Annotated in this window: 16 protein-coding genes and 1 pseudogene; 4 read left to right on the forward strand and 13 right to left on the reverse strand. The window is 45.5% G+C overall.

Going from position 1 to position 20,910, the window contains the following annotated elements:
* Positions 1–451 precede the first annotated feature (451 nt).
* Positions 452–1,780: a FimB/Mfa2 family fimbrial subunit gene (locus B5F71_RS13035; RefSeq protein ID WP_087211009.1), complete on the forward strand. Its 1,329-nt coding sequence runs from the start codon at positions 452–454 to the stop codon at positions 1,778–1,780.
* Between the two features lie 71 nt (positions 1,781–1,851).
* Here B5F71_RS13035 and B5F71_RS13040 read toward each other — a convergent pair whose 3' ends face one another.
* Complete coding sequence (locus tag B5F71_RS13040) at positions 1,852–2,433, reverse strand: DUF3109 family protein (RefSeq protein ID WP_087211037.1); 582 nt, start codon at positions 2,431–2,433, stop codon at positions 1,852–1,854.
* A 144-nt stretch (positions 2,434–2,577) separates the two neighbouring features.
* Positions 2,578–4,092, reverse strand: a complete 1,515-nt coding sequence (gene gpmI, locus B5F71_RS13045; RefSeq protein ID WP_022039711.1) for a 2,3-bisphosphoglycerate-independent phosphoglycerate mutase — start codon at positions 4,090–4,092, stop codon at positions 2,578–2,580.
* Positions 4,093–4,387: 295 nt separating this feature from the next.
* Here gpmI and B5F71_RS13050 point away from each other — a divergent pair, with 295 nt between their 5' ends.
* Together B5F71_RS13050 and B5F71_RS13055 are read left to right on the forward strand one after the other, a co-directional pair.
* Entirely contained in the window at positions 4,388–4,666 is a 279-nt protein-coding gene (locus tag B5F71_RS13050) for a LysO family transporter (RefSeq protein WP_087211011.1), read from the forward strand.
* Positions 4,663–5,265 carry a lysine exporter LysO family protein gene (locus tag B5F71_RS13055; protein WP_022039709.1) on the forward strand — a complete coding sequence of 201 codons (603 nt, stop codon included), beginning with the start codon at positions 4,663–4,665 and terminating at the stop codon, positions 5,263–5,265. The genes B5F71_RS13050 and B5F71_RS13055 overlap by 4 nt, the downstream gene beginning before the upstream one ends.
* Here the strand turns inward: B5F71_RS13055 and B5F71_RS13060 are convergent.
* The 11 genes and pseudogenes from B5F71_RS13060 to B5F71_RS13110 form a co-directional block, all read right to left on the reverse strand.
* Positions 5,262–6,476, reverse strand: a complete 1,215-nt coding sequence (locus tag B5F71_RS13060; protein ID WP_087211014.1) for a cysteine desulfurase — start codon at positions 6,474–6,476, stop codon at positions 5,262–5,264. The genes B5F71_RS13055 and B5F71_RS13060 overlap by 4 nt on opposite strands.
* A gap of 199 nt (positions 6,477–6,675) precedes the next feature.
* Positions 6,676–8,019 (reverse strand): Fe-S cluster assembly protein SufD, encoded by a 1,344-nt coding sequence (gene sufD, locus B5F71_RS13065; RefSeq protein ID WP_087211016.1) that lies wholly within the window; start codon positions 8,017–8,019, stop codon positions 6,676–6,678.
* A gap of 4 nt (positions 8,020–8,023) precedes the next feature.
* Positions 8,024–8,776, reverse strand: coding sequence for a Fe-S cluster assembly ATPase SufC (gene sufC / locus B5F71_RS13070; RefSeq protein WP_087211019.1), 753 nt, complete (start codon positions 8,774–8,776; stop codon positions 8,024–8,026).
* Between the two features lie 110 nt (positions 8,777–8,886).
* Positions 8,887–10,338: a Fe-S cluster assembly protein SufB gene (gene sufB / locus B5F71_RS13075; RefSeq protein ID WP_087211022.1), complete on the reverse strand. Its 1,452-nt coding sequence runs from the start codon at positions 10,336–10,338 to the stop codon at positions 8,887–8,889.
* Between the two features lie 3 nt (positions 10,339–10,341).
* Positions 10,342–10,842 (reverse strand): CvpA family protein, encoded by a 501-nt coding sequence (locus B5F71_RS13080; protein ID WP_087211026.1) that lies wholly within the window; start codon positions 10,840–10,842, stop codon positions 10,342–10,344.
* Positions 10,843–10,956: 114 nt separating this feature from the next.
* Positions 10,957–13,905, reverse strand: coding sequence for a translation initiation factor IF-2 (infB, locus tag B5F71_RS13085; RefSeq protein WP_022039703.1), 2,949 nt, complete (start codon positions 13,903–13,905; stop codon positions 10,957–10,959).
* 142 nt (positions 13,906–14,047) lie between these two features.
* Positions 14,048–15,310, reverse strand: coding sequence for a transcription termination factor NusA (gene nusA / locus B5F71_RS13090; protein ID WP_087211028.1), 1,263 nt, complete (start codon positions 15,308–15,310; stop codon positions 14,048–14,050).
* A 5-nt stretch (positions 15,311–15,315) separates the two neighbouring features.
* Positions 15,316–15,783: a ribosome assembly cofactor RimP gene (gene rimP, locus B5F71_RS13095; protein ID WP_022039701.1), complete on the reverse strand. Its 468-nt coding sequence runs from the start codon at positions 15,781–15,783 to the stop codon at positions 15,316–15,318.
* A gap of 152 nt (positions 15,784–15,935) precedes the next feature.
* Positions 15,936–16,822 (reverse strand): annotated as a pseudogene (locus tag B5F71_RS13100) (AraC family transcriptional regulator).
* Positions 16,823–16,932: 110 nt separating this feature from the next.
* Entirely contained in the window at positions 16,933–18,069 is a 1,137-nt protein-coding gene (locus tag B5F71_RS13105; protein WP_158098093.1) for a DUF4377 domain-containing protein, read from the reverse strand.
* A 7-nt stretch (positions 18,070–18,076) separates the two neighbouring features.
* The gene (locus B5F71_RS13110; RefSeq protein WP_013619197.1) at positions 18,077–18,541 is read right to left on the reverse strand and encodes a hypothetical protein; all 465 of its coding nucleotides are present in this window, start codon (positions 18,539–18,541) and stop codon (positions 18,077–18,079) included.
* A 585-nt stretch (positions 18,542–19,126) separates the two neighbouring features.
* Here B5F71_RS13110 and B5F71_RS13115 point away from each other — a divergent pair.
* A complete protein-coding gene (locus B5F71_RS13115) occupies positions 19,127–20,791 on the forward strand; it encodes a hypothetical protein (protein ID WP_087211034.1) in 1,665 nt (554 codons plus the stop codon).
* Positions 20,792–20,910 lie beyond the last annotated feature (119 nt).

The raw sequence follows: 20,910 nt of genomic DNA on the forward strand, positions 1-20,910 counted from the left end.
CCTGTTCTTCGTCAGATAGCCCGCTATCTTCCTCATCACAGAAGCGAAAATGCCTCAAAAACTCATCCCAAATCATCGCACGATAAATTCAAAACAGCTTCTAAATTAATCAAAGAAAAATGTTATGGGCATTTATAATCAAATTCCCAAAGCCATATAATTGAAATATCTGATTGGATTATATTATCAATCCAGCCATCATCCTTTTATGGTTTCCATATCAAAACCGTACGTTCTCCAATTGAAAACCGTACGTTCTCGATATGGAAACCGTACGGTTTTGATATGGAGAACGTAAAAGGAAGACAGCTTGAAACAGATACTGAACCTTTCAATCATACATTGATTCATATCCGCTAAACAAATTTATCGGAAATTTTTTTTGCAGATCAAACATACACAAACCGAGAAACTTGCGTTATAGATAGAAAAAACATATACCTTAATTAATATGAGTTACACTAAACATTTCTATCTACCTCTTCTCCTGACGTGGCTAACTTGCGCCTGTGGAGAGTATCAGCTTGAAGAAGAGACGGGTGAAACCATCGAAAACGTCCCCCACACCGTACAAGTGGTCACCCGAAGCGACAACAACGCCCCTATTCATTACCCCCTCACTGTTTACCTGTTTAATGAAGAAGGTAAATGCATCCAGCAAGACATCATCGCCGATGAATCCGCATCATATAGCAAAAGCATTGCAGAAGGGAAATACACCATTATTCTGCTATCCGGCATCACGGAAGACGAATACTTCATGCCACTCGACATCACTCCCGAAAGTTACATCAGCATCAAGGAATCTAATTTTGCCAAAGCTCCCATCCAGATAGCACAAGCCCAAATAAACCTGACAAAATCAACAACAGTACAAATGACCCTGTCATACGCTGTAGCTTCTGTCAGTTTTGTTATCAATGACGTACCCGAAGAAGCCACCAACGTCAGTATAGACATATCTCCAGTCAGTTCAGGCATCGCCTTCAATAATGCATACAAAAACGACCAGCAATCATGTACCATACCTTGCGCAAAAGAAGGTAACCAATGGATGAGCGAAACCGTTTATATCCTTCCTCATGAAAGCTCGTCTACCCACCTGTCTGTACAGATAGACCAACCTGAAGGAAATAAAACCTACGGCTACACTTACCAATCAGCACTGCTAGCCGGATATCCATACCAGTTTACCGGCAATTATAAAGACGGAATCACGCTGAACGGAGAATTTCAAGCCGAAGGCTGGCACCCATTGGTAGGCGTAGAGTTCGGCATAAGCGAAACCATCCCCGATAATCCCGATGATACAGAAGAAAATCCTGGCACAATTACAGGAAATGCAGATACTTATTATGTATCAACATTACCCGAAGAAGAAGAAAGTATTTGGGAAAATTTCTTTGTATGGAAAATAACCGAAATTTCCGACACTGAATGCGAAGCCTTTCTTATTGCCCCTGAACAATGGGAAACACAGGCAGACAAAGGAGAAGAAATCCTGGCGGATTACGAAATAAGCGGTATCGATGGCTGGCGGGTATTCACTAAGGAAGAAGCCAAAAGCTTTATCGCTCAATATAGAGACCTCGATTTAAACCAATTGCTGCAAGATAACGGGCTGGCACCCTTCTATGGCAATGAAGATGATGAAGACCGATACCTATGTAATGATTGCCAGTCAAGTTTTGCTTTCTGGAGTTCAAGCATATCAAAAGTCGGCTCCAAACGTACCTATTACCTCCGTCCCGTAAAAACTGTACACCTGACAGTCAGGTAACAAGTCAAAATAACAAGACAAGATATCAGTTGAAATGTTTTTAAACAGCAGGCAACTGATATCTTGTCTACTCATTTACCGGCATATTTCCGCAATTCTTCTGCCACCAGTTCCAGTTCAGCATACCAGTCTTCACCGAACCGGCGGATAAGAGGTTCTTTCAAGAACTGATAAACCGCCACGTCTTTCTTTTCGCCCAACACTACAGCAGCCTTGCAAATATCCCAACGATGATAATTTAATGCCGTGTAAGGTCCGCACTTGCCAAGACGGACCGGATAGAGGTGACACGATATCGGTTTGTAAAAAGCGCAACGTCCTTCACGAAAAGCTTTTTCTATAGCACAATAGCAATATCCCTTCTCATCGTGACAAGTGAATACACAATCTTTCCCGTTCACGATAGAAGTCACCAAGTCACCTTCCTGATCAGTATATACCACTCCTTGCCTGTCGATTATCTCCCGCGCCTCGGGTGACAAGTCTTCCCATACCACCGGCAACACTTCTTCCAGTTTCTCCACTTCCTCCAATTCTACCGGAGCTCCAGCATCGCCCTCAATACAGCATACACCTTTGCAGGCATCTAAGTCACAAAAAAACTTCCCGGTAAAGATGTCAGATGAAACCACGACATCTCCAACTTCAATCATCATATCTTTTGGTGATTTATAAACAAAGTTCCTTTTTAAATAAGAAGGTATCAATTGATACGACAACAAGGCTTCAAGAATTCTAACTCCTCAAAAGCTTTGCCATCTTATCAACTGATACCCTTGTCAATTGTCTTTCTCAGATTATTTAATCAAATCTTTTCCTGTCATGTCTGCCGGTTGTGGCATCCCCATGATATGTAAAATAGACGGAGCCACATCTGCCAGTACACCATTTGCCACCTGAGCATCCTTGTTTGCCGTCACATATACAAACGGAACCGGATTCAGCGAATGGGCTGTGTTCGGTGTACCGTCTTCGTTCAAGGCATGGTCGGCATTACCATGGTCGGCAATGATGATAACCTCGTAATCATTTGCCTTAGCAGCTTCCACTGTATCGCGTACACAGTTATCAATGGCCACTACAGCCTTCTCGATAGCTTCGTAAACTCCCGTATGTCCTACCATATCACCGTTGGCATAGTTCACTACGATGAAATCGTATTGCTGTGTATTAATTGCTTCCACCAGCTTGTCTTTCACCTCGTAAGCGCTCATTTCCGGTTTCAGGTCGTAAGTAGCCACCTTCGGTGACGGAACCAAGATACGGTCTTCCCCATCAAACGGAGCCTCGCGTCCACCATTAAAGAAGAAAGTAACATGCGCATATTTTTCAGTCTCAGCTATGTGGAGCTGCTTTTTACCATTCTTCGACAGATATTCACCCAGCGTATCTGCCACGTTTTCTTTCGGGAAGATGATATGAACCCCTTTGAACGAAGCATCATACGGCGTCATGCAGTAATACTGCAAACCTGGAATAGTTTTCATGCCTTCTTCCGGCATATCCTGCTGGGTCAATACTACGGTCAACTCTTTCGCGCGGTCGTTACGGTAATTGAAGAATATCACCACATCCCCCTCTTTGATGGTACCATCGAAATTGGCATTGTTAATCGGTTTGATGAATTCGTCAGTCACACCTTCGTCATACGATTCCTGCATTGCCTGCACCATATCCGTAGCCTGCTTACCTTTGCCTTCTACCAGCAAATCGTAGGCTTCCTTCACACGGTTCCAACGTTTATCACGGTCCATAGCATAAAAACGTCCTACGATAGAAGCAATTTTACCAGCCGACTGGGCACAATGTGCAGTCAGTTGTTCGATAAATCCTTTACCGCTCTTGGGGTCGGTATCACGGCCATCCATGAAGCAATGGATGAACGTATTTTCCAAACCATATTCTTTGGCGATATCACACAATTTAAAGAGATGCTCCAGCGAAGAATGTACCCCGCCGTTCGAAGTCAATCCCATAAAATGGATATTCTTGCCCTGCTCTTTAGCATAAGAGAATGCAGACACGATTTCCGGATTCTTCAGAATGCTACCGTCGGCACATGCGCGGTTGATTTTCACCAGGTCCTGATACACAATACGACCCGCACCGATATTCAGATGACCTACTTCCGAGTTGCCCATCTGCCCATCTGGTAAACCCACGTTTTCACCACTTGCCTGAAGCTGGGAGTGTGGATACGTAGCCAACAGGCTGTCCCAATACGGAGTAGGGGTATTGAAAATCACATCGTCTTTCTTGTGGTCTCCACAACCCCAACCGTCCAAAATCATTAAAAGAGCTTTCTTAGCCATAATCTTATTTTGTTTAAAAGTTGATATATCCTGTTTTACAACACGCAAAATTACAAAATCTCTTCCTTATAACATACTTTTTTAAATGAAAAATCGTTTAGAAACACAAGGGCACGCCTAATGGGCACGCCTAATGTAATCCCGATAGCGGTCAGAATGGTAACCAGTAATTCCCACAAATGTTTTTCAATATCGGATAATCTGCACAAATTAGATGCATTTACCCTGTCAGTCGTCCATTATCCATTGTCATTGACAAAGTTTTCTTTACCTTTGCCGATAAAAATCGAAAGATATGTTTACAGTAATCGGACTTATGTTGGGAGGAATGTGTATCGGCTTTTTGCTACGCAGGCGGCAACTTACTGGAATACACCAGATTATCACGGTACTTATCTGGATCTTGTTGTTTTTATTGGGCATCGAAGTCGGGGAAAACCGGCAAATTATCGAGGGGGTTGCCACATTAGGCCTGGAAGCATTAGCTATCACCATAACTGCCGTTATCGGAAGCTGCCTGGCAGCCTGGGCGTTGTGGAAATCTGTATACAAACGAAAAAGAAGAGAGGCATGAAAGGAAGTTTGATTATTGTGGGCTTTTTCGCATTGGGATGTTTATGTGGATTATTCCATATCATCCCTGTTTCTTTGGCTAAGACTGACATTAGTTTTTACACGTTGTGTGCCCTGATGTTCAGTGTAGGACTAAGCATCGGCAATGATCCACAGACGCTGAATAATTTCCGTAGTCTGAATCCTCGTCTGGCATTTCTTCCCATAATGACCATCTTTGGCACTCTTTCTGCCACGGCACTGGTAAGCTTGCTGCTTCCACACCGCAGTGCAGCCGACTGCATGGCAGTAGGTGCCGGATTCGGTTATTACTCGCTGTCGAGTATCTTCATTACCGAATATAAAGGTCCGGAACTGGGCACCATCGCCCTCTTATCGAACATTTTGCGCGAAATTCTCACACTGCTGTGCGCACCACTACTGGTTCGCTGGTTTGGCAATCTGGCACCCATATCAGCCGGAGGAGCCACCACGGCAGACACCACCCTGCCTGTCATTACTCAATGTGCAGGACAGCAGTTTGCCGTAGTATCCATCTTCCATGGTTTTATAACAGATTTCAGCGTACCGTTTCTGGTGACTTTTTTCTGTTCGATTTAAAACATCTTCGCTACCCGCTCTATGCCTGCGACCAGCACATCGATTTCCTCCTTTGTATTATATAGCGCGAAAGATGCACGTACAGTACCTTCAATACCCAAACGATGCATCAAAGGTTCGGCACAATGATGTCCCGTACGAACAGCAATACCCAAACGATCGAGCAAGGTGCCCATATCAAAATGATGGATATTGCCAACCAAAAAGGATATAACCGAACTTTTCTGTGCAGCCTCGCCAAAGATACGCATCCCCCGCACCTCTTTCAGGCGCTGCATGGCATACTGCGTCAGTCCGTGTTCGTAAGCCTCTATCTGTTCCATCCCAATTGCTGATACATAGTCAAGAGCTTTTGCCAATGCCGTACTGCCAATATAATCGGGAGTACCCGCCTCGAACTTAAAAGGAAGCTCATTGAATGTGGTTTTTTCGAAACTTACGTTCTTAATCATTTCGCCTCCTCCCTGATAGGGCGGCAACTTATCCAGCCAAGCCTCTTTACCATAAAGCACGCCAATACCCGTAGGACCGTATACCTTATGCCCACTGAACACATAAAAATCGGCATCCAGTGCCTGTACATCTACTGGGATATGGGGAATACTTTGGGCTCCGTCTATCAACACAGGAACATTGTGAGCATGAGCTATCCGAACTAATTCACTGACCGGGTTAATAGTACCCAGTACATTCGACACATGAGCAACCGACACAATACGGGTACGCGGCGTGAAAAGTTTCTCATATTCAGCCAGCGACAGTTCGCCACGTTCATTCATCGGAATCACTTTCAAGACGATTCCCTTACGTGCTGCCTGTAATTGCCACGATACAATATTGCTGTGGTGTTCCATTACCGAGACTATCACTTCGTCACCTTCTTTCATCTGGCTATCGGCAAAGGTGGAAGCCACTAAATTGATGCTCTCTGTCGTCCCCCGTGTAAAAACAATTTCAGAAATACTGCGCGCATTGATAAACTTACGTACCGTTTCGCGTGAAGCCTCGTGCAGGTTAGTTGCCTGCTGCGAAAGGAAATGCACTCCACGGTGTACATTGGCATTCACCGAATAGTATTCATCGGTTATCGACTCCACTACACACCGAGGCTTTTGCGTAGTAGCCCCATTGTCCAGATAGACCAGCGGTTTGCCGTACACCGTTCGTGAAAGTATCGGAAAGTCTTCTCTGATTTTTGTTATGTCGTACATATTCAGATTTTGAGTTTTTAAGAGCCTGTTTTAAATGTTCCAATAAAGCAAAAAACTGTTTTGAATTTCTCCAAAAAGTTTTCTAGCCTTGATGCGTTCGTTCGCGTGTGCTGATTGGGAATGAGTTTTTAAGTTCTTTAATTCTCAAATCTTTTAACCACATCAACTTAAGAACTTATAAACCTAAAAACTCAAAAACTCATTTACATATCGCACATCCCTGGCACTTGTTCAGTTCACCACGGAAACGCTTTTCTACCAGACGGTGCAGACGGTCTTTCAATGCCTCCATCCGGATACAGTCGATTACTTCACCCACAAAGGCAAACATCAGCAATAGACGGGCTTCCTTCAGGGGGATGCCACGCTGTTGCATGTAAAACAATGCATTCTCGTCAAGCTGACCTACCGTAGCACCGTGCGAGCACTTCACATCATCGGCATAAATTTCCAGCTGAGGCTGCGTGTACATCCGTGCTTCACGGGTAGCACATAAATTTCGGTTGGTCTGTTGCGAAGACGTATGCTGAGCACCTGGACGAACCAATACTTTTCCGGCAAAAGCACCTGTCGCCTGGTCGTCGAGCACATACTTAAAAAGCTCGTTGCTTGTACAACCAGGCACTTTATGGTCGATAAAAGTATTGTTATCTACCTGTTCGTTCTTGTCGGCTATTGCCATACCACAAAGGTTCACCTCGGCTCTCTCTCCCGATAGTGTCACACGGGTAGTATTCCGGGTAGTTCCATTATGCAACGTAATGCCATTCAGCAAGACATTGCTTCCTGCCTGCTGATCGACAAACAACTGATTGAAACGCACCGTACTGTTGTGAGTTTCTTCCAACTCATAAAGGTCGAATGCAGCATTCTCCCCCACAAAAACTTCCGTCACTTGCGTGGAAAGGAAGTTCACATTATCCATTGCATGGTCGCATACCAGCAGCTTCGCCTGCGCATCTTTTTCTACGATAACCAATAAACGGCGGTTCACCATAAAATCAACATCGGCACGCAGGATATTTACCAACTGGACAGGCCGTTCCATCACCACGCCACTCGGGACATACATCAGCACACCGTCTTGTGCAAACATCGTGTTGAACGCGGTCAGCCCGTCTTGCGATGTATCGGCAAGCTTTCCATAATACGACTTTATCAGGTCCGGATAGAGTCTGGCCATATCCTTCAAGCTACCGAACAATACTCCTTCGGGCAATTGAGCCGAAGGATGCACATGCTTATCAAACGTGTCATTGACTACGAAATAAAGCGAAGTACTCATATTCGGCACATCACACTTGAACACTTCATACGGGTTGACAGGAAATTCCAACCTGTTCAGATTCAACCCGAAGTCGGGAGCAAAATACTTCCCCACCTCCGTATATTTATAATCCTCCTCTTTACGCGTAGGAAAGCCCAAGCGTTCGAAATCGGCAAAAGCCTTGGCACGCGGGGCATTCATCGCCTCAGCACTGTTACGGCAGAGAAGTGCCTCATACTGCGTAAAAAGGTCGATATACTGTTGTTCCGCTTTCATACACTTACTCTCCCAATTCTTTCTTGATCCAGTCATATCCTTTTTCTTCCAGTTCCAGTGCCAATTCAGGTCCAGCCGTTTTCACTATGCGTCCTTTATAAAGCACATGTACTATATCTGGCTTGATATAATCCAGCAAACGTTGGTAATGGGTAATGACAATGCAACTGGTTTCCGGTGTCTTCAACTTGTTCACACCTTCTGCCACAATGCGCAATGCATCGATATCCAGCCCCGAATCTGTTTCATCCAAAATGCTCAGCTTCGGTTCCAACATAGCCATCTGGAAGATTTCGTTCCGCTTCTTCTCACCACCCGAAAAGCCTTCGTTCACCGAACGGTTTGCCAACTTGCTGTCCAATTCCACTACCTCGCGCTTCTGGCGCATCAGTTTCAGGAATTCGCTTGCCGTCAGTGCAGGAAGCCCCTTATACTTACGTTGCTCGTTTACTGCCGTGCGCATAAAGTTCACCATGCTCACTCCCGGAATCTCTACCGGATACTGGAACGATAAGAACAATCCTTCATGGCTCCGGTCTTCCGGACTCATAGCCAAAAGGTCTTTCCCGTCGAAAGTGACCGAACCGCGAGTCACCTCATATGCCGGATGTCCTACTAATACATTACTCAGCGTACTCTTTCCCGAACCGTTCGGTCCCATAATGGCATGCACTTCGCCAGTCTTCACACTCAGGTTGATTCCTTTTAATATCTCTTTGCCGTTAATCGAGGCATGTAAATCTTTTATTTCTAACATAAACTTTTATAAATTAAGAATGAAGAATGAAGAATGAAGAATCAACAGATTCCTCATCCCCCATCCCTCATTGCATATTTAATTCATCATTCTTCATTCTTAATTCTTCATTATCCTACGCTTCCCTCCAACGAAACCGAAAGCAGCTTTTGCGCTTCCACGGCAAACTCCATCGGGAGCTTGTTCAACACCTCTTTAGCATATCCGTTCACAATCAAACCGACTGCGTCTTCGGTAGAAATACCACGTTGGTTACAATAAAAAAGCTGATCTTCTGATATTTTCGAAGTAGTAGCTTCGTGTTCTACCACTGCCGTCTCGTTATGGATATCCATGTAGGGAAATGTATGTGCGCCACACTCGCTACCCAACAAGAGTGAATCGCACTGGCTATAGTTGCGCGCACCATCCGCCCGTTCAGCCACACGCACCAGTCCACGATAAGAGTTCTGACTTCGTCCGGCACTGATGCCCTTGCTGACGATGGTAGAACGAGTGTTACGTCCCAGATGAATCATTTTCGTTCCCGTATCTGCCTGCTGGTAATTGTTCGTAACCGCCACTGAATAAAATTCGGCAGTCGAGTTGTCACCGCTCAGAATACAGCTGGGATATTTCCAAGTAATGGCAGAACCGGTTTCTACCTGCGTCCATGATAACTTACTGCCTTCACCTTTACAAATGCCCCGCTTGGTAACAAAGTTATATACCCCTCCCTTACCCTCGGCATCACCGGGATACCAGTTCTGCACTGTAGAGTATTTCACTTCAGCACGGTCAAGCACCACAATTTCCACAATAGCTGCATGAAGCTGATTCTCGTCACGCATCGGAGCCGTACATCCTTCCAAATACGACACATAACTGTCATCATCTGCCACAATAAGTGTCCGTTCGAACTGTCCGGTACCTGCAGCATTAATACGGAAATAAGTAGAAAGTTCCATCGGACACCGGACACCTTTAGGAATATAAACAAACGAACCGTCACTAAACACTGCCGAATTGAGAGCTGCAAAGAAATTGTCACGATACCCTACTACCGAACCTAAGTATTTCTTTACCAAGTCAGGATGTTCGCGTACCGCTTCACTGATAGAGCAAAAGATAATGCCTTTCTCCATCAATGTTTCCTTAAAGGTAGTCTTTACCGACACCGAATCCATCACCGCATCTACCGCCATACCACTTAATGCAAGCTGTTCTTCCAACGGAATCCCCAGCTTATTGAATGTTTTCAACAGTTCGGGGTCTACATCATCAAGACTCTTCGGACCCTCTTTCTTACGTGTAGGGTCGGCATAATACGATATAGCCTGGTAGTCGATATCAGGAATCGTAAGATGTGCCCAGGTGGGCATATCCATTGTCAGCCAGTGGCGGTAAGCTTTCAGGCGGAAATTGAGCAACCATTCAGGCTCGTTCTTTTTTGCCGAGATAAGCCTTACCACATTTTCGTCCAGCCCACGATCGATAATATCGGTATGAATGTCCGTAGTGAAGCCATATTTATACTTCTCACGGGTCAGTTCTTTTACATATTTATTGGGTTCTAACTGCATAGTTCAGTCGGTTAAATGATTAGTCATATCTTTCATTGCCGGGTAGAAATAGCCCGACACATCCTTCACCGGAATATAGAACAACGATTGTTCCTTTGTGGTTCGGCCGATTAAATAATCTTCACCATCGGCAAATGCAAGGATACGAAGCACAATACTTAGCAGCAATACAAATTTCAAGCCTCCCAACCCTGCTCCCAGACACCGGTTTACGAATCCCAACCGAAGCCCTTCGGCAAGCCGGGTGAGCAACGAGCCAAGTATCAGAAAACACAAAGGCACCCCTACACCGATAAGCACGAAAGCCAAGCCACGTGCCAGTGCTACCGAGGTACCTAACGCTTCGCCTAGCCGGTCACCTACGGCCACAAACAGAGCACGCGCCAGCAACAAGCCAGCCAAAAGCCCTACGATGGAAGCCAATTGACGGATGGCACCTTTCCAAAAACCTACCGCCGCCCCCATTGCCACTATTGCCGTTATTAACCAATCCAGCGAAGACACTTCCTAATTAATAATTAATTAATACTTAACAATGAATAACTAACAGTGAACTATGAATAACGGTGAGACAAACATAGTTCCGTTATTCATAGTCCACTGTTAGTTATTCATTGATTACAACGTTTGTTTTACTTCCACTTCTTCGTAGGTTTCTATCACATCACCCACCTTGATATCGTTGCAGTTCGTAAGACTGATACCACACTCGAAGTTGGTACCCACCTCCTTCACATCATCCTTAAAGCGTTTTAAGGCATTGATGTTTCCTGTATAAATCACGATACCGTCACGGATCAGACGTGCCTTGTCGGTACGTTTCACTTTGCCGGTCTTTACCATTGCACCGGCTACCATACCCACTTTGCTGATATTGAATACCTCACGCACTTCGATAGTGGCAGTAACCTGTTCTTTCACCGTAGGAGCAAGCATACCTTCCATTGCAGCCTTCACCTCTTCGATAGCATCGTAGATAATGGAATATTTGCGGATATCTACACCTTCCTGCTCGGCAAGCTTTGCCGCACTTCCCGAAGGACGCACCTGGAATCCCACGATAATGGCATTCGAAGCTGCAGCAAGCGATACATCCGACTCCGAAATCTGTCCTACGCCCTTATGAATGACATTTACCTGTATCTGTGGAGTAGAAAGTTTGATAAGTGAATCGCTCAATGCCTCTACCGAACCGTCCACGTCACCTTTCACAATGATGTTCAGTTCATGGAAATCACCTAATGCCAGACGGCGCCCTACCTCATCCAGTGTCAGCATCTTCTGGGTACGCAATCCCTGTTCGCGTTGCAACTGTTCACGCTTATTGGCAATCTCACGTGCTTCCTGTTCACTATCAAATACATGGAATGTATCACCCGCTGCCGGAGCACCATTCAATCCTAAAATCAATACAGGCTCCGACGGACCGGCCTCTTTCATGCGTTGGCCACGCTCGTTGAACATAGCCTTCACCTTGCCATAATATTTTCCAGCCAGCACGATATCACCTACGTGAAGCGTACCGTTCGATACCAGTACCGTAGCTACATAACCACGTCCTTTATCCAGCGAAGATTCAATGATAGAGCCTGTAGCTTTACGGTTCGGATTCGCTTTCAAGTCAAGCATCTCGGCTTCCAGCAATACCTTTTCCAAAAGTTCTTTCACACCCGTACCTTTCTTGGCCGAAATGTCCTGCGACTGGTACTTGCCTCCCCATTCTTCTATCAGGAAGTTCATCTGTGCCAGCTCTTCCTTTATCTTATCAGGGTTGGCATTGGGCTTGTCTATCTTGTTGATGGCAAACACAATGGGCACGCCTGCCGCCATCGCATGATTGATGGCTTCCTTGGTCTGCGGCATCACGTTATCATCTGCTGCAACAATGACAATCACCACATCTGTTACTTTTGCACCGCGGGCACGCATAGCCGTAAACGCTTCGTGTCCCGGAGTATCCAGAAAAGTAATGTGGCGCCCGTCCTCCAGCTTCACGTTATAAGCACCAATGTGCTGTGTGATACCTCCAGCCTCACCAGCTATCACATTCGCTTTACGGATATAGTCGAGCAACGAAGTTTTTCCGTGGTCTACGTGACCCATTACCGTTACAATCGGTGCCCGAGGCTGTAGGTCTTCTTCTGCATCAGCTTCTTCCTCAACCGCCTGTGCCACTTCTGCACTTACATATTCTGTCTTAAAGCCAAATTCCTCTGCTACCAAGTTTATGGTTTCAGCATCCAGACGCTGGTTGATAGACACCATGATACCCACGCTCATACACGTAGAGATGACTTGCGTTACCGGCACGTTCATCATGTTCGCCAGTTCATTAGCTGTCACAAACTCGGTCAGCTTCAACACTTTGCTTTCCTCTTCCTGCTGTTCTTCCTGCTCCAGCTGGCGGTTCTGTATGATTTCACGTTTTTCTTTCCGGTACTTGGCAGCCTTATTCTTTCCCTTGCTGGTCAGGCGTGCCAAGGTTTCTTTCACCTGTTTTGCTACATCCTCGTCACTCACTTCAGGTTTTGCTACGGCTTTCTTAAAACGGTCTTTGGCATGCTTGCCGCCCCCTTGGGCATTCTTTCCCGATTTTCCACTACTTTCTCCACCCCGCGAAACCTGACTTGCAGCTGTATTGATGTCCACACGTTCTTTTCCTATACGGTTACGTTTCTTCTTACTGTTTGCCGTGTTATCACCATCTCCTGCTTTTTCAGTTTTTTCATCGGTTTTCCGTATTTCCTTAATAATGGCATCTTTCATCTGCCGGCGTTGCTCTTGCCGCTGGCGGTCTTTTTCCTCCCGTTCCTTACGTTTTTCTTCTTTTGTTTTTTTCTTCGGGCGAGTCGACTGATTCAGCGTAGCAAGATCAATCTGTCCCACTACATTGATTTTCGACTTGAACTCGGTAGGACGTATCTTGAATATCCCGTCTTCTGTCTTACCCTGCACATTCTGTGCCTCTATTGTTTCTTTCTTTTCTTCCATCGGCTCCGGTTTCTGTTCCTCAGCTTTTTCTTGTTCTGGTTGTTCCGGCTTTTCATCCGGCTGTGCTGCCGGTCGGGGAGCCGTCCCCGTTTCCGTTACTTCAGGCTCCGCCTGCGGTTGTACAGGTTTCACTTCCGTATCTGCCTGCTGTTCTTTTCCTGAAGCAGAAGAAACCTTTGCATCCTTTTCTTTTGCGCTTGCCTGTCCGCCTGCAGACTTCTTTCCAGTACGCAGACTGTCCAAATCAATCTTTCCTACGGGCTTGAAGCGTGGACGGCTTTCCTCTGGCACTTCTATTTCTATCATTTCAGGCTGTGCCTTTCCCCCGTGCAGGTCTTCTATCGAAACAGAAGCCTTACTACGCTCTTTATTCTGGCGTTCCTGAAATATTTTTTCCGACTCTATCTTCAAATCCTTGTCTTTGCTGAATTCTTTTACGAGTGCAGCATATTGTTCATCGGTTATTTTCGCATTCGGATTCGCTTCCACAGCATATCCCTTCCGTTGCAAGAAGTCGACCGCTGTAGCTATCCCCACATTCAAATCTCTTGTTACTTTATTCAGTCTTATCATCATTCCCTTTACAATTTACCATTTACAATTTACCATTCGGGCATTCACCGTTTGCAGTCTACCATTTCGGGACCATTTACAGATGTACAATTCTGCGCACTGTAATAAAGACAAATTGTAAATTGTAAATGGTAAATGGCAAACGTTACTGGTTGCCTTCAAACTCCGCCTTCAGTATTCTCAAGACATCGTCTACCGTATTCTCTTCCAAGTCGGCTTTCTCAATCAACATCTCACGCGGAGCGTTCAGCACACCCTTGGCTGTATCGATGCCAATGCCTTTAATAGCATTTATCACCCATTCGTCTATCTCATCCTTGAATTCGTCAAGATAGATATCCTCATCTACTGTACCTTCTTCCACCTCGCGGTATACGTCTATCGTGTATTCGGTCAGCATACTTGCCAGCTTGATGTTCATACCTCCCTTACCGATAGCCAGTGACACTTCTTCCGGTTTCAGGTACACTTCTGCCTTCTTCTCTTCTTCGTGCATCACGATGCTCGACACCTTGGCAGGGCTCAGTGCACGCTGGATAAACAGCTGCAAGTTGGCCGTGTAATTGATAACATCAATGTTCTCGCCCTGCAACTCACGCACTATGCCGTGAATACGCGAACCTTTTACCCCCACACACGCACCTACCGGATCGATACGATCATCGTATGACTCTACTGCAATCTTTGCCCGTTCGCCGGGAATACGCGCTATACGCCGGATAGTAATCAACCCGTCTGCTATTTCAGGCACTTCCTGTTCGAACAACCGCTGCAGGAACATCGGCGAGGTACGGCTCAAAATGATTTTCGGGTTATTGTTCTTGTTGTCCACCCGTGCTACTACGGCACGTACCGTTTCACCTTTACGGTAAAAGTCACCCGGTATCTGTTCGGTACGCGGCAGCAACAATTCGTTCCCTTCATCGTCCAACAGCAAGATTTCCTTCTTCCATATCTGGTATACCTCGGCAGCCATCACCGTACCTACACGGTCGATATACTTGTTATACAAGCTATCTTTCTCCAGCTCCAATATCTTCGAAGCGAGCGTTTGCCGCAGGTTCAGGATGGCACGCCGCCCAAACTTCTCGAAGATTACCTCATCGGTCACTTCCTCACCCACTTCATACGAAGCATCTATCTGCCGTGCTTCACTCAGTGCTATCTGTCGGTTAGGGTCGGTCAAGTCTTCATCTGCCACCACCTCACGGTTGCGCCATATCTCGAAATCCCCTTTATCGGGATTCACAATTACATCGTAATTCTCATCCGAACCGAACATCTTGGCTATCACGCTGCGGAACGACTCTTCCAGCACGCTTACCATCGTGGTGCGGTCTATGTTTTTCAACTCCTTAAATTCCGAAAACGTGTCAATCAAACTGACTGCAGGTTCTTTCTTCGCCATAACATCTATTTAAAGCTAATTAAGTATTTGGTGTATTTTATCTCATCGTATGCAAAAGCCTTGTCCTGTTCCTCCAGCCGCGGACGTTTCGCCCCTTCCGGCTTCACCTTCACTTTTATCGCAATCGTAAAACCAGCTTCGTCGGCTGCTTTCAGGATACCGGTCCATTTCTTGCCGGCAGCATCCATCACTTCTACCTCTTTACCGATATGCATCAAGTATTGTTTCAACACTTTAAAAGGCTGTCCGATACCTGCCGAACCGACCTCCAGTTCATAATCCTCTTCTTCCCGGTTCAGCCGCGACTCGATAAACCGGCTCAACTCTACACAATCGTCAATCCACACCCCTTCGGCATGGTCTATTTCTACTACGATTTTGTCATCTGGGCTTACAGAGACATCTACCAGAAAATAATCTTTCCCGTCCAGCCATTCTTCAACTATACGGGTCACTGCTTGTTTGTCTATCATGCAATATTAATAGTGAATAAAAAAAGGAGCCTTACCGCCCCTCCACCTTCTTTTTCATCTCGCCTGCAAAGATACAAATAATCTGACGCACTACAAAATATAAGAATAATTATTTCATTTTTAATTCAATTTAACACAGCTGGATTCCTGCCTTATCCCTTCTTGGCTTTCCGGTAAGCATAAGGCGACATGCCCATAATCTTGTTGAACAGACGCGAAAAGTAATAGGCATCATCTATGCCTACCTTGTAACAGATCTGATTGACCTTCATGTCAGTCGAGTCAAGCAAGAAACAGGCCTCCTGTATCTTCATCAAGTTGAAATACTCCAACACACTGTGTCCGTCTTCCGTTTGAACAACATCGAGAAATGTGAAGCCGAATAACCACTTTGCGCCGTCAGCTCCTGAAGTGTAAGCCGTTTTTCCAGATTCTCTTTCATATAATGTATAGTCACATCAACAAGTCCTTCATCATCTGTCCGCCCACCATAAGCCGCACGGTATTGTTGGACATAACGCAACGAGCCTAAATAATGATGAAAAAGCGAAGATGCATAATACAGATTCTCGTTGCTATAGCCCGACTTCAGTGTAAGAAAAATCTCCTCAAACAAGTTGATGCGATTATTGATGCGCGAATGTTTCTCGGGCAAAATTTCCATAGGCTGCGCAGCATTTTTAGCATAACAAGAAGCCAAAGTTCCCTTGAAATGAATCCAATAAATCGTCCATGGATTACCCTCGTCTGCCCCATAGGCATGTGGCATTCCTGCCGGAAGTATAAAATACTGGTTTTCGTGCACCTCGTAAGTATATCCGTTAACACGGTACCAACCCGCTCCATCTATACAATAAATGAACACAAACTGATTGATAGGAGTTGTCCGTTCCCTAAAGTGATGACTTGCCTTCGGGTAATAACCGATATCAGTAATATGGAGGGCGGCGAGCAACGGGTCTTTTTCCATAAACTGGGTAATGAGCTGCGGAAGCACCAACGCCCTTTCACCGTCAAATCCGTCTTTCAATCGTATCATGGCAGAAATATCTAAAGTTGTTTTACGTGCCGAATATACAAAATTATTTTGTAATTCCTATCTTACAATCTCTTGCAATATCACCATCAAAAACATAAGGGCTTTAGATGTTATTTCGGTTCGGCGATCAGATAATAACATTCTTCATGAAAGTCATCACCCTCGAAATGAAGAAGCGCTACACGTGTAGTATCATTGCCGTAAGTTTCCACGATGCTGGCATCTTCGGGCAATGTCTTGAAACTGGCGGTTGTCTCGGATGTTTTTTCCAAATATTTTGTCAGCAGCCAACGCAGCCCGTCTTCCTGCCTTTGAAGATTTTCGGCATCAGTAAGATGGGATGCGGCCGCTACCCTGATTTCCACGAAAGGGGTATTGTTGCGCTGTTGGGTGTTGGTCAACAGAAACTCATAACGGGTATCAAGTACACAATAAATGGTGTGAGTCTGTGGGTTGGCAACCGCAATACTTCCTCTTTCCCAATCTATACCGAGAAAATCCCTTTCACGCATAATCTGTTCAATTGTATATTCATACTTCACCTCGCCATCCTTGTATCCTTTAAGCGATATCAGGAAATCGCTTTTCTCGAAAAAATACGAGCTCCATTGCGATGTGTAGCTTTCAGACGTTCCACTATCACCTTTTTTCCGTTGAAGAATAGAATAGGTGTCAGGCATGACCGGAGACGACATCACAATCGAATCATAGTATTGCAGGAACTCCGGATTGCCAAAGGGAGTGTATTCATCCCGATGGTCGAGTATTCTGAATGTCAACAAGTCGAAGGGTGCCGCCAGCGGTGTATCTAAATACATAAACGGAGTCAGTTGCACCATTTTAAGCTTGAATTTTGCTTCTTCGGGCCATTCTTCGGGCGTGACAGGTGTGTCCGGTTGTGTATCGCTTAGTATTTCAATCAGCCGATAAGTGCAATTCATCCCGTCCTGCGGTGGATTGGCGAGAGTGGTTTTGCGCACTTTCAATTCGTAGGCATGTCCTTGCACGTATTCAAAGCCTTCGATGCTGCCCATGACAAGACGCTGCCATTCCGTATCAGACGGCTCCTTTACAAGCATGTATTCCATTGGAACATTACTTCCCCATACGGACTCCCAAACCGTTGTTTCGGATACCTGCATGATGATATCCGCATAACTGTCTCCTGAAGTATCTTCATTGTCACAACCGCCCCATATAAAACTTAGGACCGTCAATAAAACGAAAGAAAGATTCTTGATTGTCACGACTTGTTTATTTAAAGGTTTTTGAAATCTGTTCACCCACACGTTTAAGAGCACCTTTGATGTCGGCATCGTGACTTATTCCTAACGTGGTATAAGCACCTCGGCAGGAAACTAAAGGGCGGTCGGTGTTGAAGTCGATGAAGTTGACCGTGATTACGGTTTCTTCTTGGCTTACAGCGACACCGAATGTCGCCAGCAATAACGCCGACTGCTCACTCTGTGTCAGTTCGTTAATGCGATATTGGTTTATCAATGTTAACCCCGACTGTTCGACAGCATCGTATAATTGTATCTGATATTGTACAAGTTCGGGGGGCATTCTGTACGTATCATCGTCTATAACCGCTACGTATTTATACTTAGATAAATTGACACCTTGTGAGACGACGGATTTAGATGTAGTACAGCTTGTCAGAATCATCAGTATACAGACACCGATGAATGTCGGGAGTTTTCTTAAAATGTTTTTCATCTTCATCCTTATAAAATTCTTGTTGACTTCCTAAGAATTTTCATTTGTATTACAGGAAACGTGAGCCAACTATGCCACGTCTTTACTTGGAGGTCGTAGGAAACCTTGTATACAGATGTAGTTATAGCAGCCCACGCTATAGCGTCAGAACCACCATGCCATCTGAATATGCAATTTGAAAATTTCCTATGTTTCCAAATACTTGATGCGCATAACGTTTCTTCTTTTTCTCGCATGTTTTGGGAAAGAGTTGGTTCTACCCGAATACAAAGATAGAAGATTTTTACGATAATCTCCTATTTTCAAAAGTTTTTTCCCCGAAACACGAAATTAGTTCCTGCTTTATGCGAGCCAATAGTCAAGAATGTACGATGAGCAAGGCGCATTGGTTTTATCAGTGCATATCTTTTAATAAAAGGTTGCTGCTATTATCTTCTTGCTTCAACACAGATAGCTTCATCTGCTGTAAGATTAATAATCTTGCGCTTGTAAGATTAATAATCTTGCAGCCTGAAGATTAATAATCTTACAGCGGATGCACCTATATTCCTCCGCATAGATAACCGCAAACAACACGATATTTCCATGCGCGAACTGGCACATGCGTATACCGAAGACACACAAGTGAAATGGAACGGCGTGTTGGGACGCATGGAACTGAAAGCGGAAAACGATGTCAAGCTACAACAAGTAAACGTGTATCCGGACATCGCAGGCAAGCGGATAAAAGTAAAAGCCGTCCTGGTGCGGACCAATCCCCAGACCACCCAGGCAGAGGTTACCTTACAAGTCAACTGCGCCGAGACCGGCAAGTCATACGAGCCGCAAACCTATCCGGCCGCATTCCCTCATGATACGGTCTGCATAGAAAAAGAATATGCACTGGGCGAGGACATGCGCCTGTGGGACGAGTTCTCTCCCACCCTCTATACATTGCAGGCAAGCTGCCATACCCGGCAGGGTACAGACCGCTATGAAACCACTTTCGGCATGCGCGAGATTGGGCATACCGACGGTTATCTTACCATCAACGGCAACCGGATATTCCTGCGCGGAACATTGGAATGCTGCATCTTTCCGCTGACCGGAACGCCTCCGACCGATGAAGCCGGCTGGGAAAAAGTATTCTCTACCGCCAAAGCATGGGGACTGAACCACTTGCGTTTCCATTCGTATTGCCCGCCCGAAGCCGCTTTCAAGGTAGCAGACCGCATGGGATTTTACCTGCAAGTGGAATTGCCCAACTGGTCACTTACGGTAGGAAAGGACACCGCCACCAACCGTTTCCTCTACCAGGAGTTCGACCGCATCATTGCGGCGTATGGAAACCATCCTTCTTTTTGCATGCTGAGCGAAAAAGCTACTTGGACAACCAACGAAACCTTTGCCGCACAAGTGGGAATAGCCAACTATTACAAAGAAGACATCCGCGGCAAGCATATCCTGTGGCAATTGACAGACAAGACCGGATATGAAGTGGGGCGAGGGAAACTGGATGCCGGTACCTTCAAAAAAGGAACCGTCACTTCCGCAGGTGAAATACACGTCGGATTAGAGAAAATGCGAAACGCAACCCAGCTCTACCTGAAAGCAACCATCGAAGATACAGATTGGGAAAACAGCTGGTCGATATGGGTATATCCTCCACTTAAGGAACTGAATGCCGGTGATGTTGTGCTGACTCAAGACATCAGCCAGGCACTGTCGGCTTTGGAAGCAGGGAAAAAAGTCCTCCTCTCTCCACGTCCCGATAAACTGGAAGGATTGGAAGGCAAATTCCTTCCGGTGTTCTGGAGCCCCGTCCATTTCCCCAAACAGGCAGGAACCATGGGCATACTTTGCGACCCCAAACATCCGGCACTTCTGCATTTCCCTACCGAGATGCATAGCGACTGGCAATGGTGGAACCTGGTCAAACACTCCAAGGTATTGGTCATGGATTCGTTGCCCGATTTGCAACCTATCATAGAAGTAACAGACAATTTCGTAAACAATCGCCGACTGGCCTCCGTCTTCGAAACTAAATACGGAAAGGGCAAACTCATCATGAGTTCAATAGACCTCTTGTCGACTGAGAGCAAACAGAAACCTGAAGTAAAGCAACTGCTCTATAGTCTGACACAATACATGAATTCGGCAGACTTTGTCCCCACCGGAACCGTCAGCAAACAAGACCTGCTTTCTTTTTTCAGCAAGCAGAACAAGGGTGTTGAAAAACGGACAGATGCCCGTTCGATTTACGAAGAATAATTGACAAGAATTAAGAAGCTGTTTTGAATTTATCGTGCGATGATTTGGGATGAGTTTTTGAGGCATTTCCGCTTCTGTGATGAGGAAGATAGCGGGCTATCTGACGAAGAACAGGAGCG

It is taken from the genome of Bacteroides sp. An269, from assembly GCF_002159755.1.
Classification (GTDB): Bacteria; Bacteroidota; Bacteroidia; order Bacteroidales; family Bacteroidaceae; genus Phocaeicola; species Phocaeicola intestinalis.

What these genes read in the sequence shown, in the direction of transcription:
- B5F71_RS13035 (WP_087211009.1), top strand. Translation starts at nt 452, where the DNA reads ATGAGTTACACTAAACATTTCTATCTACCTCTTCTCCTGACGTGGCTA.
- B5F71_RS13040 (WP_087211037.1), bottom strand. Translation starts at nt 2,433, where the DNA reads ATGATTGAAGTTGGAGATGTCGTGGTTTCATCTGACATCTTTACCGGG.
- gpmI (WP_022039711.1), bottom strand. Translation starts at nt 4,092, where the DNA reads ATGGCTAAGAAAGCTCTTTTAATGATTTTGGACGGTTGGGGTTGTGGA.
- B5F71_RS13050 (WP_087211011.1), top strand. Translation starts at nt 4,388, where the DNA reads ATGTTTACAGTAATCGGACTTATGTTGGGAGGAATGTGTATCGGCTTT.
- B5F71_RS13055 (WP_022039709.1), top strand. Translation starts at nt 4,663, where the DNA reads ATGAAAGGAAGTTTGATTATTGTGGGCTTTTTCGCATTGGGATGTTTA.
- B5F71_RS13060 (WP_087211014.1), bottom strand. Translation starts at nt 6,476, where the DNA reads ATGTACGACATAACAAAAATCAGAGAAGACTTTCCGATACTTTCACGA.
- sufD (WP_087211016.1), bottom strand. Translation starts at nt 8,019, where the DNA reads ATGAAAGCGGAACAACAGTATATCGACCTTTTTACGCAGTATGAGGCA.
- sufC (WP_087211019.1), bottom strand. Translation starts at nt 8,776, where the DNA reads ATGTTAGAAATAAAAGATTTACATGCCTCGATTAACGGCAAAGAGATA.
- sufB (WP_087211022.1), bottom strand. Translation starts at nt 10,338, where the DNA reads ATGCAGTTAGAACCCAATAAATATGTAAAAGAACTGACCCGTGAGAAG.
- infB (WP_022039703.1), bottom strand. Translation starts at nt 13,905, where the DNA reads ATGATGATAAGACTGAATAAAGTAACAAGAGATTTGAATGTGGGGATA.
- nusA (WP_087211028.1), bottom strand. Translation starts at nt 15,310, where the DNA reads ATGGCGAAGAAAGAACCTGCAGTCAGTTTGATTGACACGTTTTCGGAA.
- rimP (WP_022039701.1), bottom strand. Translation starts at nt 15,783, where the DNA reads ATGATAGACAAACAAGCAGTGACCCGTATAGTTGAAGAATGGCTGGAC.
- B5F71_RS13110 (WP_013619197.1), bottom strand. Translation starts at nt 18,541, where the DNA reads ATGAAAAACATTTTAAGAAAACTCCCGACATTCATCGGTGTCTGTATA.
- B5F71_RS13115 (WP_087211034.1), top strand. Translation starts at nt 19,127, where the DNA reads ATGCGCGAACTGGCACATGCGTATACCGAAGACACACAAGTGAAATGG.